The organism is Mesorhizobium prunaredense, from assembly GCF_900156895.1.
Classification (GTDB): Bacteria; Pseudomonadota; Alphaproteobacteria; order Rhizobiales; family Rhizobiaceae; genus Mesorhizobium; species Mesorhizobium prunaredense.
In genome coordinates, this window is the sequence record NZ_FTPD01000017.1 from 177,891 (window position 1) to 192,241 (window position 14,351).

General features: G+C 56.7%; 8 protein-coding genes. 7 read left to right on the plus strand and 1 reads right to left on the minus strand.

Annotation, left to right across the window (positions count from 1 at the left end; genetic code table 11):
- The first annotated feature begins 1,842 nt into the window (after positions 1 to 1,842).
- From ectB to BQ8794_RS15320, 5 genes are all read left to right on the plus strand, one after another.
- Positions 1,843 to 3,099: a diaminobutyrate--2-oxoglutarate transaminase gene (gene ectB, locus BQ8794_RS15300; RefSeq protein ID WP_077379000.1), complete on the plus strand. Its 1,257-nt coding sequence runs from the start codon at positions 1,843 to 1,845 to the stop codon at positions 3,097 to 3,099.
- Entirely contained in the window at positions 3,092 to 3,931 is an 840-nt protein-coding gene (locus tag BQ8794_RS15305) for a 2OG-Fe(II)-dependent halogenase WelO5 family protein (protein ID WP_077379003.1), read from the plus strand. Before ectB ends, BQ8794_RS15305 begins: the two co-directional genes overlap by 8 nt.
- An 806-nt stretch (positions 3,932 to 4,737) precedes the next feature.
- On the plus strand, positions 4,738 to 5,529 hold the full coding sequence (locus BQ8794_RS15310; protein WP_244554976.1) for a helix-turn-helix transcriptional regulator: 792 nt from the start codon (positions 4,738 to 4,740) through the stop codon (positions 5,527 to 5,529).
- A gap of 798 nt (positions 5,530 to 6,327) precedes the next feature.
- On the plus strand, positions 6,328 to 7,254 hold the full coding sequence (locus BQ8794_RS15315; protein ID WP_077379007.1) for a 2-oxoglutarate and iron-dependent oxygenase domain-containing protein: 927 nt from the start codon (positions 6,328 to 6,330) through the stop codon (positions 7,252 to 7,254).
- 532 nt (positions 7,255 to 7,786) lie between these two features.
- The gene (locus BQ8794_RS15320) at positions 7,787 to 8,239 is read left to right on the plus strand and encodes a DUF2267 domain-containing protein (RefSeq protein ID WP_244554977.1); all 453 of its coding nucleotides are present in this window, start codon (positions 7,787 to 7,789) and stop codon (positions 8,237 to 8,239) included.
- 533 nt (positions 8,240 to 8,772) lie between these two features.
- On the opposite strand, the gene BQ8794_RS15325 is transcribed toward BQ8794_RS15320, so the two are convergent.
- A complete protein-coding gene (locus tag BQ8794_RS15325) occupies positions 8,773 to 10,449 on the minus strand; it encodes a GMC family oxidoreductase (protein WP_167378752.1) in 1,677 nt (558 codons plus the stop codon).
- A gap of 697 nt (positions 10,450 to 11,146) precedes the next feature.
- Between BQ8794_RS15325 and BQ8794_RS15330 the strand changes: the two genes are divergently transcribed.
- Together BQ8794_RS15330 and BQ8794_RS15335 are read left to right on the plus strand one after the other, a co-directional pair.
- Entirely contained in the window at positions 11,147 to 12,427 is a 1,281-nt protein-coding gene (locus tag BQ8794_RS15330; RefSeq protein ID WP_077379011.1) for an NAD(P)/FAD-dependent oxidoreductase, read from the plus strand.
- A gap of 641 nt (positions 12,428 to 13,068) precedes the next feature.
- Complete coding sequence (locus BQ8794_RS15335; protein ID WP_077379012.1) at positions 13,069 to 14,331, plus strand: ATP-grasp domain-containing protein; 1,263 nt, start codon at positions 13,069 to 13,071, stop codon at positions 14,329 to 14,331.
- Positions 14,332 to 14,351 lie beyond the last annotated feature (20 nt).

The window sequence follows — 14,351 nt, forward strand, 5'->3', positions numbered from 1 at the left end:
AAGGCGTCGGGAACTCCCGTTCGGATCATGGATCTCTTCGCGCGTCTACGCCAACGCGGCGACTTTTCCGTGCCCATTACCCATCCCTCGAACTGGGGGCTACCGGCCGAAGGTTTCCCAAGGCAGGTGATCTGGGTCTGGCCGGAGATGGCTTTCGGTTTTTCTTTACAACATCCAGGCGCTGGCTCACTTGCTTGGCCGTGACTGGAATGCGGCCCTGCCCAGCAATGACTGGCAGATTGTACATTTCTTCGGCTTCGATAATTCCTTCTACCACGCGCTACTCTACCCCGCTCTTTATGCCGAGGTGTTCTCCCAGCGGCGAGACAACTCTACCTCGCTCGCACCCGCACTTCGCTCGCCGTTCAGGCGACCGCAGCCGCGATCCTGGCGCAGACGATCGCTCCGCTGATGCCCAGATTCGCCAGCACGCTGGCTCAAGGCATCGGTGGCGTGTCAACCGAAACATGGCTGCGGTCCGTCCGCCGGCTTTCGCCCGGCACGACCTTTGATCTCGGACCCATGCTGGTGTTCTATTCCAGATTCGACAGTCCTGTTCTCAATGAGGAGAAGCCGGATAGGCGACCCTAATTTTCGACCAAGGCTGCATGACCATCAAGGCCGACGATTCCGACAATCTCCCTCACTACATCAGCGTGGAAGGCTATCGAACGATAGAGATCAGACTGGCAGAGCTTCGATCAGCGCATCGGCGATACGCTCACCCGCGCTTTTGAGAACCTCTCGGCCGACAGCTTTCGGCGCTTGCTGTTTTGTGCGGCAAATGTCCCACGGATTCGACTACGCTGGCCAGCCTCTTCGGAATCGCGAGATGTCCGTTCTGACCAGCCGTCAAGACCGCCGTGCGGTTTGAGGGGCTGGGTCGGCCTGCCGCGCCGATCTCGCCCAGATCGCGCGCGACAACGCTCACTTGTCGTCCTCCGTTGCTTGCTTGACCAGGGGTGATAGCTACGCGTCGGCTAACGGAAGCCGTAAACCCGTGGCGCTTTGAGGGCAGGCGCCGACGCCATCAAACTTGCCATTGCATGTCTGATCACCAATCACCCGCTTCTTGCCGTGCCGCGTTTCCGTAGTTCGAACGCCTACCTTGCAGGCAATTTCTACCACTCAATGTTGTCACCGACACATGGAGTACGAGTGAGCGCAGTCCATGTCAGCAACGCCCAATCGAGTACCGGTTTGCCTTTCCGTTTCGATGGCTCGCCCAAGCTGCTCATCCAAGCCAGAATGCCGAACACGCCAACGAGCCCAACAACTCTCACAAATTCCCGATCGTCAATTGCCAATCGGCGCTGCGCGCGACTCCGCTCCCATGATTAGCCGACGTCTTCTAAATGGTCCTTCAAAATTCAGGTTGGTGTCCGCAACCCAACCCTTACAGAAGGTAGACGACCGCCGCAAAGCCGCTCGCTCGCTTCGGCGCTGTTGAGGGCGCGCTCGCGAGCGGCTTCGCTACCGCCGAGCTACAGAACCTGTGGACGCGACCTGTTGATCGCACTAACCCTATGATTTTTCTCGAGAGTTGCTCTCGTGGGGCGACAGGCGGATCCGTCAACTACCCGATACCGTAGTATCAGTGCTTACCCGGAAACTATAGAAACAATTCTGTTTTAGCGCATTTTCTGGAGATACCGGCACGGGAGAGCAACGCAACAACGGATAACATTTCGAAGAGATGTTGGCAGCCGACTCCCCCGCGAAATTCGACCCAGTATTCGTCAGGCCATTCTCATCTTCGATGTCCAATAAAGAGCATTGACCGCGAACCACAAGCCCTTAATCGCTCTCCTCGTTGAACCACCTAAGTGCAGAGGACCTAAAATGAACACTGACGCTTTCACCGCCCATGAGTCCAATGTTCGTCGTTATGGGCGGTCGTTTCCCACGGTCTTCACGAGGGCAGTTGGGGCGACCATCTGGGACGAGGCGGGTAGCTCATATATCGATTTCCTCGTCGGCTCCGGAGCACTTAATTACGGACACAACAACCCGAATATTCTTGCGCCAGCAATTGAATATCTGGCCGGTGAGAACATTCTTCTGTCGCTTGATATGCATACGGCGGCAAAGCGTGACTTCATTGAAGCGTTTGTGGGCTGGATCCTGAAACCCCGAGGCCTTTCCTACAAAATACAGTTTCCTGGGCCGACCGGCACAAACGCCAACGAAGCGGCGCTGGCGCTGGCGCGAAAGTATACCGGCCGCTCGAGCGTCATGGCCTTCACAAATGCGTTCCACGGCATGTCTCTCGGCTCTCTGGCAGTGTCGGGTTCGGCTTCAACCAGGGAGCTGGGGGGCGTTGCTCGCCACGATGTGATCCGTGTTCCCTATCACGCCTATCCGAGCCAAGATTTCGATTCCGCGGGTTACATCGACTCGGTATTGGGCGACCCGGGGAGCGGCATAGAAAAACCTGCCGCAATCATCCTGGAGACCATCCAGGCAGAAGGCGGCATGAACGCCGCATCCGCAGCTTGGCTTACTGAAATTCAGCGCATCTGCCGTAAGCACGGCGTTGTTTTCATCGTCGATGACATTCAGGCAGGTTCGGGACGAACGGGCGATTTCTTCTCGTTCGAGTTCGCCAAAATCGAACCCGACATCGTGACCCTTTCCAAGTCGCTAAGCGGTTCAGGTAGTCCGTTGTCGATTGTTCTTATTCGGCCCGACATCGACATATGGAATCCCGGAGAACACAGCGGGACATTCAGAGGCAACAATTTCGCCTTCGTGACGGCAGGGGCCATGTGCAAAATGTGGTCGGACACGCAGTTTACTGGGGGTGTCGAGCGGACAGCCATTAAGCTGCAAACGCACCTCGACCGGCTCGTTGCGAAATTTCCCGAATCCATCGAACAAAAGCGCGGCCGCGGTCTGATGGCCGGCCTCAAGTGCCGTTCACCGGCAGTTGTCAGCCGCGTGCACGATGTCGCGTTTGAAAATGGCTTGCTGATCGAGTCCTCAGGGCCAAATCGCGACGTCGTCAAAGTCCTGCCGCCGATAACCATCACTGATGTCGAACTAGATCACGGCATCGCCATTCTTGATCACGCACTTCAGGAGCAACACAATGCCTAACCAGATATCTCAGTCGCCGGCAATCTCGCCTCTTACGATCAAAGAACGAACCGGCTCGATCAGCACTGCGGAAATCATCTCGGTCCTGAAAGGTGAGATCACGGCTCTGCACATCAGCCAAGCTTTCAGCACCGAAATAGCCGAGGAGATCACCGCGAAGTTTTTTGGCAGTCCCGGTCTCAACGAGCGGAAAGATGGTGTCCCTGGACAATATGTCGGCGCATCCCACTACAGGAAGGATGCGGCCACCTATTTCGCGGAGGCAGAAAATGCGCGGCCGCACGTTGACGCCCTTTTTGGCAATCTGGTTGACCCGGTCCGAGCATTATTCGAAGCGTTGAAGCGCGAGCTTCACAAACAGGGCATCGAATTGCGGCTGGCCCGTTCAGAACACGGCCAAGCTAACGTCTGTCGCGCTCTCAGTTGGTCTGGCAGCGGCACATTTTCTTTGGACCCTCACGACGATGTCGCTCAAGTGTTACGTGCCGGGAACGATTACGAGCTTTCTGCGGTGGCGCATAACACTGTCGCAGCGCTCAACTTCTACCCCAGCATGTCCGAGGAAGGTGGCAATCTGCGGCTCTGGAGTCACAAGCCGACGGTTGCCGATCGAAAGTCGCAGGGGGTGGAGACCACGGGCTATCCCTATTCGGCAGCCTATCTCGAGGGCGTACCTTCTCGCGACATCCAGCTCAAGGCCGGGGATATCGCCCTGATCGATGGCGGTTTCGTTCATGGGGTCACCGGCCAATCAAGCAACGGAAAGCGCCGCGTGCTGCTGAACAGCTTTTTCGGATTTGCGCGGCCGGATCTTGTGCTCTGGTGGACCTGACGTTGGCAGCCCCTGACCGGCGATCGGCCGACAGAGCCTGTTTCATAACCTCGCAACGGGAGCCCTTTGATAGCAGGTTTTGCGGCTTCCCAACTACCGATATCACAAGGAAGCTCTTGCCCGCTTAATGCTGCCTGGGCTCCTTGCGATGGCAATTATCTGGCCGGGTGACTGCTTATGCGAGGGTGATAACGATCTTTCTCCTCGCTTGACCGAGGCGCGGAAAGTGCAATGAGCGTTCCTTGCCAGACCTTTCCTGGTATTTATCCGGCATCTTCCGCCCCATTGTTTCTGATGCTGGTGGCGGACACTAAGAAGCATGATGCTCAAGTAGCAGAAAAATGTCATTACCGGCATTCACGATTCAATGCCCGGAGACAACAAGCGCAAGGACATTCTGTCAAAGAAGTCTATTTAAGCCACTAGCAGCCGGAACGCGGGCTCGGAAACAACCACCGTCAATGTAGTTTAAAACGCTGATGTGCACGCCACGGTGAGACTTTCTCGACAGCGCGCTGCAAGAGATTGATTCTGAAGACGGCGAATGATCATCACTCAGAGGCCGGTCTTATATTGCGCTCGCATGACAGCAGCGAAGCAAAAACTTAATTTCAAAATAACCCAGCCAGTTGGATTGAGATGCTAGAGCTCTAGCCATGCCGGCCTGCTGAGGACGGCGGCTCCGTCGCCGCACAGCCAGAAGCTTGGTAAGCCGGGAAACACCCATCGCAATTGGTTACGGAGCAGAGCCTATGGACCCCCGGCGGATAACTGCTGTCTCTCAAATTCAAGGGCTTCCTACCAGAATGTCCGACCGGTTTCTTTCGGCCTCCAGGATGCATTGCCATGACGCTGCGAGCGAGGCGTTTGCAGTCGAGTTCGGCAGATTTCTCGACCAGACCGATGGCGTTCGAAACCCCGATCGCTTGTTCTGCCTATTATCTACTTTTGCTCTGAATTTTGACTGTCCTTGGATCGCCTATGGGTGTCTTACGCCAGACAAAAGAGCCCTGAAGCCGGTCCGAGGCGATGCAAAAGTCATGCTGCAGTACCCTGATGAATGGCAGGAGCGCTATTGTAAAATGAGCTACGAAACAATCGACCCCATCATCAGGACCAGTCGAACGCGCGCATGTGCCTTTCGATGGAGTGAGGTGTACAACGACGCAAGCACGACTGACGACGAGCGGCGCTTCTTCGATGAGGCAGCCACATTCGGGATGAACTCGGGCGTCAGCGTTCCATTGCATGACCCCGATGGCAGCTTGGCGATCATGAACTTTGCTCAAGCGGGGGAGGGTGAATTTGCAAATAGAACAATCAACTACTTGCAGTTAGCGGCGTTACATTTCCATCTGAGACTCGCGAAGTCTGCTAACTCGAGCGGAAGCGGCGAGACACCTGCCCTTTCTCCGAGGGAAAAAGAGTGCATCGTGTGGACGGCGAAAGGTAAATCTTCCTGGGAGATAGGGATGATTTTAGGTATATCAACAAATACTGTCAATTTTCACATAAAAAACGTGATGCGGAAAACGGACACCGGCAGTCGGACAGCTGCTGCCATAAAAGCGCTGAGAGCAAGAATTATAGAATTGTAAAGCAAAAGCCTACCTAACACACAGAGGAGCGTAAAGTAACTGTTGGCCGGTTATGTAAAATATCGGCGCGCTTACAGCTGATCGTCTTCAAGTCGAGGAGGAATGTGTTGAACGGTAGAGCTGCCATCGCTTCCACTCTGCGTCAAGATTGCTAGCTTCTCGCTGCTCCTGGAATGACACCGGCGTGGCTCTTGCAGCGCTTCGCGAGGGGTCTCCTGCGTGTCCGAAAACCTCGGTTGCCCCCGTCTCGGTCAGGAACTCTCGATCCAGTTCCGATGTCAGGTCCAGATTGCTCGCTAGGCGCGAGACTCGATGAGTTCGAGCCGGTCCTCCGCGTATTTGGCTTAACGGGTCTCCTTCCAAGTCCAGAAAAATCACCTGACATAGAAATTAAATTGCGAAGACGAAGATGCCATGATCGAGCAACAAATAATAACAAATTTTATATTGCTGGCGGCAAAAGAATGAGTGAATATAGCGTTGAATATGAACTGAACTAATGGCGCTCAATCATCAGGATTCGTCAGGAACGCTCATGTTGAGATCGAGTGCGATAGTAGCGAGACAGCCGGAAGGTCGATGCCTGCGTTGTTTCCGAGCAATGTCGGTTTTGATGGGCGGCTCTCGAAAATGTCCGGCCGGATTTTCTGCCAGAATTGGCTCGTGTCATGTGCCTGAGTTGACACCCGTAAGACCTATTTGGCAGCTACAACATTTGGCCACGAGTGGCGATCGCGCGCCCGCACATGACTACTGAATTTCTGCTCACAAACGTAAAGCATCAAGGGATGAACGACCATGACCACTTTACCACAAATTTCGCTGGCGAAACTGGGAGCCGATGCAACCCAACGTGAAGAGCAACAGCGCTTGCAAGCGGCCTGCGAGGAGTGCGGTTTTTTCTATCTTGTCGAGCACGGCATTCCGAAGGAACAAATCGTACAAGCCATCGAATCTTCTCGTCGGTTCTTCGCGTTGCCACAACCGGTAAAGGAACGCTATGATCACGCCTCTCAAGGCTTGTACCCCTCCATCGCCCGTGGCTACAGTCGGTTGAACGGCGAAATCCTACATCCTGATGCCGGCCCAGATCCAAAGGAATTCTTCGACCTGGGAATTGATAGTGAAGGCGACCAGCGTCCGTTTGCCGGACGCACGCTCCTCCCGGATGACGCCTTGGCTCCTGGTTTCGCGCGAAGCCTCCTTGCTTTGCAGGCGACCGTGCTCAGCAGAGTTGTCCCGCAGCTCGGAACGGCGCTTGCCGAACTAGTTGGTATGAAACAGGGCTGGTTCAGAAGCCATTTCAGCCCGCCAACGCTAGGGCAACGCGTGATCCGGTATCCAGCTCGCAGCGGCATGTGCGCCAAGCACACCGACGGTGGTTTCTTCACGCTGTTGCTACAAGAGGAACTCCCCACCCGATCATTGCAAGTGTGGTTGCGCGGACGCTGGTTGCCAGTCCCGAGCCTGCCCGACAGTCTCGTGGTCAATCTGGGTGACATGCTTCAAGCCTTGAGTGACGACCGCTTCAAAAGTACGCCGCATCAGGTCGCGCACAGTGGTCTCAGTGACCGAATTTCGCTTCCCTTCTTTATCTATCCGGACATCGACGCTCACCTAACGTCGCAGCAAGGGCGGCATTTCAGCGTAGCGGAAATGATGCTGCGCAATTACGAGTCAGTCGAAGCCGGGAATGGCGCCGGACGGGCGCGAGAATTGCAGTAGGTGTCCCGGTTTTCTCAGGGTGCGCAAACTATCGTGACGACGCCGTGCGCCTCGGCTGATGCGCAGCAAGCTGCCAATCTAAGTCGTCCCGCGTCGCCTGTGTGGCGCGGCGATGATGCCTCCAAGGATGAAGGCGCTGATGCTGTGAATTGTGCGGCACGAGCACACGCGACATCCAGGCAAAAGCGGACCGCTTAGTCATGCCGCCAAGGCAAAGGCGATGAATTCCGGATTTAGAACGCGGAGCGAGCAGTCCGGGATGCACCGAGATGATCGGCACCAAAGGAGTATTTCTCTGGCCGCCCTGGGAGCGCGAGCGAGTGTACTCGCGGGCCTTTAGGGGTCGCGGAACCGCCGAAGGCTTCGCCTCTAGAATCTGGTGCGTGACCGGCAGGCAGACTTCATTTCCAAGGCCCCCGCGCCTGACGCCGACGCTGGCCGTTTCTACTCATATTCCTTGTGGTGCTAGTCTGGCCTGTCAGGTAATCGACCTTAAAGCGACAAGTTTGTTTGGGCTTTGACGGCGAGTAATTTGATCCTGAATGTCGAGGACTCGGAAACGATCATGTACGTTAGTCGCGATCTAAACTATTCCTTGCAGGCAACTCAGGATTGGATCAGCGATCTGGCGTGGAGACTTCAATGGCATGATCGCGAGCGGGTTTTCCGAGCCCTGATTGCGACGCTGCACGCCTTGCGCGACTGCCTGGATCGCGACGAGGCCGTATACATGGGCGCGCAGCTGCCAGCCGTACTACGCGGCTTTTACTACGAGGGTTGGCACCCCGGCCGCTGCGCCATAGCCAGAAACCGGAATTCGTTTCTCGATCGGATCCACGACGGCGTCCAGCGCGACCCGGCAGTGGAACCGGAAGAGGTCGCCCGCTCGGTCCTAGGCCAATTGGCGGACCGTTTGTCTGCAGCAGAGATCGAAGAGGCCAAGGCTGCAACTCCGAGAGTTCTGCATGACCTTTGGCCAACCTGAGAGACTTGTGCCCTATCAGCGTATACGCGAAGCCAATGTACCTCGGCATCCTGGCGATCCGTCTTGACCGGGATCGCCTTGAGCGCTCCTTTCACTTGTCGGGTTTCCATGAGCACGACTCGAAGTCGCCCAACCATCATCATTGCCAAGGCTGACGGTATTGCGGAGTGCCTCTGGTTCACTTGAACCTGAGCCCTCCACGATCCTTCCATATTCGCTGATCGGGCAGACCGACGATTTGGCGACTCCTCCAATTCTGCTAGAAGCTTCGAAGCTAGGTCATCCGTCTCCTCCAATCCTGATACGGGAGGGCTGCAGCTTGCCCGAAGCATTGCAGGGTTTAGCGACACGCTCCGCAATTTGTCAGAGCTGAAGACTATGGCGCAGCGACAACAGATCGCGGACATGAAGGCCTAGGCACAGCGGTCATAGTCTTGTTCCCGAGCAGGGCCGACTAACGCGAGCCAATGGATAAGCGCCAGAACGTCTGGGAGTGCTCCGCCCACTATCCCTGACGGGCATCCACGTCTCGATTAGCGCTCATTCAGTATGGCGTGAGACATCTTTTCAGCGACCATGATTGTTGGGATGTTCGTATTTGCTCTAGGGCAAAATGGCATCACCGATGCGTCGGCGACTCTTAAGCCCGACACGCGGTGAACGCGCCCGGAAGGATCCGTAACACTAGTTGGTTCCAGAGCAGGTCCCATTCGACAAGTTGAAGTCGGATGAAAGTTTCCAAAGGCATTCTGGCGTATAAAGTGGCCGAGAAGCTCGTCGCTATCGAGGAGGTCTGATATGCTATGACCATCGGTGATTACAGATCTTATGAGGCTTCGACGCAACCACGAGCTACTATCCATAACCGTGGCGACAATCGAAGTGAGCCCGAAATTAAGGCGATTGTACTTGCTAATCCGCTTTGCTCGCCCAGTCCAGGTAGAAGGAAATGGGTCAAGTGCGAGCGCCACCAGCGCCTTGTGCTGAAGCAGCTGTGCTACGAACCGAAACGCCTCCTTCAATCGCTCACCATCCCGCTTGTCGCTCAACATATTGAAATTCACCTCCGGCTCAGTAGCATGAGAAGAATTCTTGAGCGAAACCGTTCCTGTCGAGTAGGCGCGGTTGACCCAGAAAGCCAAGGTGCCGAGGCGTTTACCGATCGGATGCCACGCGGACTTGGCGAGGGCTGAGATGGCCATATCGCTCGACGGGCAGCCCTCGTATCCTGACGAGTAACGAGCATGCATCTGAATATAGCCGGTCGCGACAGGCGCCATTCGATCGTCCTGCCTCAAATACGCCGAGATGGCGACACCCGGGTGCTCTTGAAGATTTTTTCCGACGCCATTTAAATCTGCGACAACTGGGATTCCGACGTTCAACAGCTGTTCAGCTGGGCCGATCCCGGACCGCATCAACAAGGCCGGCGAATGGATGGCGCCGGCACATAGGACAACCGTTGACGCGCCATATGAGTGCCGGCCGGTCTCACTTTCGGTCTCGACCCCAGTTATTTGACGTCCTGAAGAGGTTAAACGTACGACCGTCGTCTCGGGCAGGATTGTCAGGTTGGGTCGAGCTCGGACGCTCTTCGACAAATAAGCCATTGCAGCTGAGACGCGATGACCGTTGCGGTTCGTCAATGGAACAACTGAGTGACCATCTCCAAACACGCCGTTAAAGTCTGGTCGATACGGTATCCCGTTATCTTCAAATGCGCTCGAAGCGGCGCGAATAAATCCGGACCATTCTGCTTTGCCCACGCGTCTAATGGGCAGTGGGCCGTCGTTGCCATGAAATTCATTGTTAAAATCCAGATCGCACTCAAGTCGGCGGAAATATGGCAGGACACCTTCCCAATCCCAGCCCGTCGCACCGCCAGACGCCCATTCGTCATAGTCCGCAGGGCCTCCCCGATTAGCTACTTGAGCATTAATGCTAGAGCCCCCTCCGATGACCCGGGCTTGCTCATAGTGTGTGCGCCTGCTGACATCCTGGACTATGGTTGCGTTGAGCGACGGCCACTGATAGCGGGGGTTGTAGTAAGCCCTCGTAGGGTCGCCATCGAGGATATCATCAGGGATGGCATCAGGGCGAAAGTCAGGCCCAGCCTCAATGAGCAGGACCCGACTTCCATTGGCCGATAGCCTGTTCGCCATGACGCATCCGGAAGAGCCGCCACCTACAATTATATAATCGAATAACAAAGACGGTCCCCCGTTTTCTGCGCCCTGGAAAAGCATCAGGCCGCACGTGTATTCGGCGACTTCATGTGATCGCCAACACAACTGGTCGCGCGGCGAGCCTAGCGGGCGACGGCGCTTCAGAAGATAACTTACTCAAAGGCGTTGGGCGGCACGGGCGCTTTCCGTAGATCTACTGTGCTCGGGGAGCAAGGAGCGTGCAGGTCACATCCAACTGCGACCGCACCGACCGGAAAGATTCCATGATGGTTCCCGAGCAATTCCTCTCAATCTCAGCGTATTCGTCGAAATTTAAATCCATCTATTTTCCTGCGGCGTTTCCGACCCGTGTCATCAAGCTTTGCAAATCTGTTTAGTAGGCAAAGACCGTGATACCCATGGGGCGTGCACAGTCCCAGAACCTGCCGGTGCCGAATCCGCCCGCCTACCCACAATCCCGGCACAGCGAATCCGCTCGGGGTGCCGAAGGTTTGCTCAGAAACCAGCGGCGCCATAGACGCCATATATATTGCGTCTTAAGGCTAAAATCCCCCATGCGTACTAGTAGGTATCACGACGTGAGCAGAACGGCGAGGCTCGGTCCCGGAACTGGCAATCATGGCGACTTCTCTCGATTCGTATCGCCGGGTCGTCAGAGCGACTCAACTGTTGACAAGCGAGATTTCTTGAAAATGTCCTCAATCGATCGCGAGCGGAAAGAATGCTGAACGATCGGCGGTCGCATGGGCTTTGGGAGCGGACAGCTCCGCCGCCGCCTGCGACGGAGAAGCTGGGAGGCAACCTCGTCGCCGATGTCGCGATCGTCGGCGCCGGCTACACCGGGTTGTCCACTGCGCTGCACCTTGCCGAGCGGGGCCTGGACACTGTCGTGATCGAGGCAGCCGAAATTGGTTTTGGCGCCGCCGGGCGAAGCACCGGGTTGGTGAATGCGGGCCTCTGGGTGATGCCCTCGGCGCTCAAGGAGACGCTCGGTCCGCTCTATGGCGATCGTTTGCTTAATTTGCTGCGCGATTCCCCACGCACCGTCTTCGAGATCGTCGACAAGCACAACTTGCAGTGCGAGCTGAAGCGGGCCGGCACGATCCATTGTGGAGCCGATAAGAAGGGCGTTGCCGAGATCGCGGAGCGAGCTCGGCAGTGGCAGGCGCTCGGCGCCCCGGTGCACATCCTCGACGCCGGGGAGACGCGTGCCAAGACAGGCACCTCGGCCTTCCCCGGAGGCCTCCTCGACCTGCGTGCCGGGACCATCCAGCCGCTCGCCTATGTGCGCGGCCTCGCTGGTGCGGCGATTGCTGCCGGCGCGACCGTCTTTACGGCGAGCCCGGTCGAGTATATCGCGAGCGAGGCGGGCGTCTGGCGGCTCGCCACGCAAGGTGGAAGCGTCCGGGCCAAGTGGGCGGTTCTTTTAACCGACACCTACACGTCCCGCATCCTTCCCGCGCTGCGTGGCGAGCAAGTGGTGCTGCCCGTCTTCCATGTCGCGACTGCGCCGCTGAGCCACAGCATTCGCCGCACGATCCTGCCCGAGGGGCACGGCGCGTGGGACACCCGCACCGTGCTGACCGCCTTTCGCACAGACGATGCCGGCCGCCTCATTGTCGGCAGCATCGGCGCGCTCCGCGGCACCGGAACCGCGATCCATCGCAACTGGGCGCGGCGGCGTATTCGAGCGCTCTTCCCGCAAATCGGTGAGGTCGAGCTGGAACATGAGTGGTATGGTCGGATCGGCATGACGACCGACCATCTGCCCAGCTTTCATATCCCAGCGGAAAAAATGATCGCGCTGACGGGCTTCAACGGACGAGGCATAGCGCCGGGCACGGTGTTCGGCCGCGAGCTCGCCCGCCATATCAGCGGCGAGCTGCCGCTCGGTGGGATGTTCCTGCCCGTGTCCCCGGCGCAGAACGCCCCCTTCCGGGCCATCAGAGAGGGCTTTTATGAGCTCGGCGCGCAGATCGCGCATCTGCCGCCGGTGCGCTGACCACCCCTTGGAATCGGCCGATCGGCCAGATCATATGAAGGTTGCTCCGGCGATCGCTGCGTCTTCGGTGCAACGCACAATCGAGGAGTGGACGGGAAAAAATGGTAAGTGAGGGAGTACCCTCGACTAAAGGCGCTGCTACGACGCCCTCGGTCCGTGTCGCGGCGATGGCAGCAATTCAGATGTGGCAGCCTTCTGCTTAGTAAAAGCGACACCGCGGGCCATTTCGGGCGGGTAGATACCGCCGCCGCATTTCGATGCAGGCGCAAGAAAGTACACAATGGGGTCAATCGCGTTGTCTAATGATTATGTCGGCGCGTTTGGCTCTGTCACGGAAGTCGAGGAGCCTCCCCGTAGGGTGTGCTATCCCTGAAAGAGAAACATGCGGGAACCGGCCTGCATCGATCAGGCCGGCCTTTAGGTTCGATCGAGAATGGACCAAATCGTCAGTCAAACAATTCTGTAAACTCTTGCAAAGTATAATCCAAATTACATTGCAAAGCTTTCATAACTGACTCTCGCCAACAATGGTATGGTCGTGCGAAGTCAAGGCCGGGCAATAAAAAGCTGCAGCCAGGAATGAGGTTCGACGCCTGTTTACTCTCAGGCTGTTGAACGGCACGCAAGAGAGACCAACGTCAATGGCAAGAAGAGCGCTTATCCTGGTGGAAGGCCATAGGGGCAACGGTCCGCTGTATGTTCAAGCGGCCCAGCGCCTTGGCCTTCATCCGATTACCCTGTCGGCTGATCCGGGTCGGTACGAATATCTTGCAAATGAGACTGCTGAGGCAATCCGCGTCGATACAGATCAATTCGATGCGCTCACCCGCGAATGTTCCCGGCTGGGTGAAACCTACCAAATCGCTGGGATAACGGGATTTTCGGGCGACGATGAGCTGGCCTATGCAATGGTTGCTAAGCTCTGCCAGCACTTCAATCTATCGGGCCCTGAGCCCGCATCGGTTGAGCGATGCTGTGACAAATTTGCCCAACGTAGGTTCCTTGCGGGGGCCGGCGTGCCAATACCTGCCTACCACGTGGCGGCAAATGCGCCGGAGGTAAAAAACGCTGCCGCCGAGATCGGCCTACCGGTTGTTCTCAAGCCCGCCACGGGTAGCGGCAGTGTAGGTGTCCGATTGTGCCGTAATTTTGAGGAGTTGGCCGAGCATACGAGCTACCTCTTGGGCGGAATGCATGTATGGCGAGCCTCGCCGAGCATGCTTGTTGAAGAATTCGCAGAAGGTCGGTTTTATTATGCTGACACAATGGGAAATGAGCTATTCGAGATTGGCGTAGCCGAGTTCGGTCCTCCACCACATTTTGTTATTCGTGAGTTTACTTATCCGGCCCCGGTGAATGAAGATGAGTATGAGCGTATCTCCGATATCTCATTGAGCTGTTTGCAAGCTCTCGGTCTGGGGTGGGGCCCGACCAACATTGAATTCCGCTGGACAAAGCGGGGCCCAGTCGTCATTGAGGTCAATCCACGGCTTGGCGGCTCACCCGCATCTCAACTTTCTCAGCTCGCGTACGGTGTCGATCTCATCACCGAGCACATTAAGCTTGTCACGGGCGTCGAAACGAATTTGCGCCGAAGGCGCTCGCACGCTGCGGCCGCGCGGTACCTACTTCCTGATCGCGATGGCAACCTCGATTGGATCGATGGAGGCGGTCGGGCGGCTGCAGTATCAGGTGTCGCCGAGGTCAAATTCTACGTTAATCCAATGACGCCGATCGTCAGGAAAGGCGATTACCGAGACCGCATCGGGCATGTCGTTGCAGTTTCACCCAGCCTTGCTCAGGCCGAGGCCATACTTGAGCGGGCCGTCGACTTAATTAAATGGTCAATCTCACCATTTCCGACCTCTGGCGAACACGAAGAATCGGTGGGGGCTAGGTTCTAGATATCAGCAGCTCGATATGT

Excerpts from the sequence above, each read along its gene's own strand:
- ectB (WP_077379000.1), top strand. The coding sequence starts at position 1,843 with ATGAACACTGACGCTTTCACCGCCCATGAGTCCAATGTTCGTCGTTAT.
- BQ8794_RS15305 (WP_077379003.1), top strand. The coding sequence starts at position 3,092 with ATGCCTAACCAGATATCTCAGTCGCCGGCAATCTCGCCTCTTACGATC.
- BQ8794_RS15310 (WP_244554976.1), top strand. The coding sequence starts at position 4,738 with ATGTCCGACCGGTTTCTTTCGGCCTCCAGGATGCATTGCCATGACGCT.
- BQ8794_RS15315 (WP_077379007.1), top strand. The coding sequence starts at position 6,328 with ATGACCACTTTACCACAAATTTCGCTGGCGAAACTGGGAGCCGATGCA.
- BQ8794_RS15330 (WP_077379011.1), top strand. The coding sequence starts at position 11,147 with ATGCTGAACGATCGGCGGTCGCATGGGCTTTGGGAGCGGACAGCTCCG.
- BQ8794_RS15335 (WP_077379012.1), top strand. The coding sequence starts at position 13,069 with ATGGCAAGAAGAGCGCTTATCCTGGTGGAAGGCCATAGGGGCAACGGT.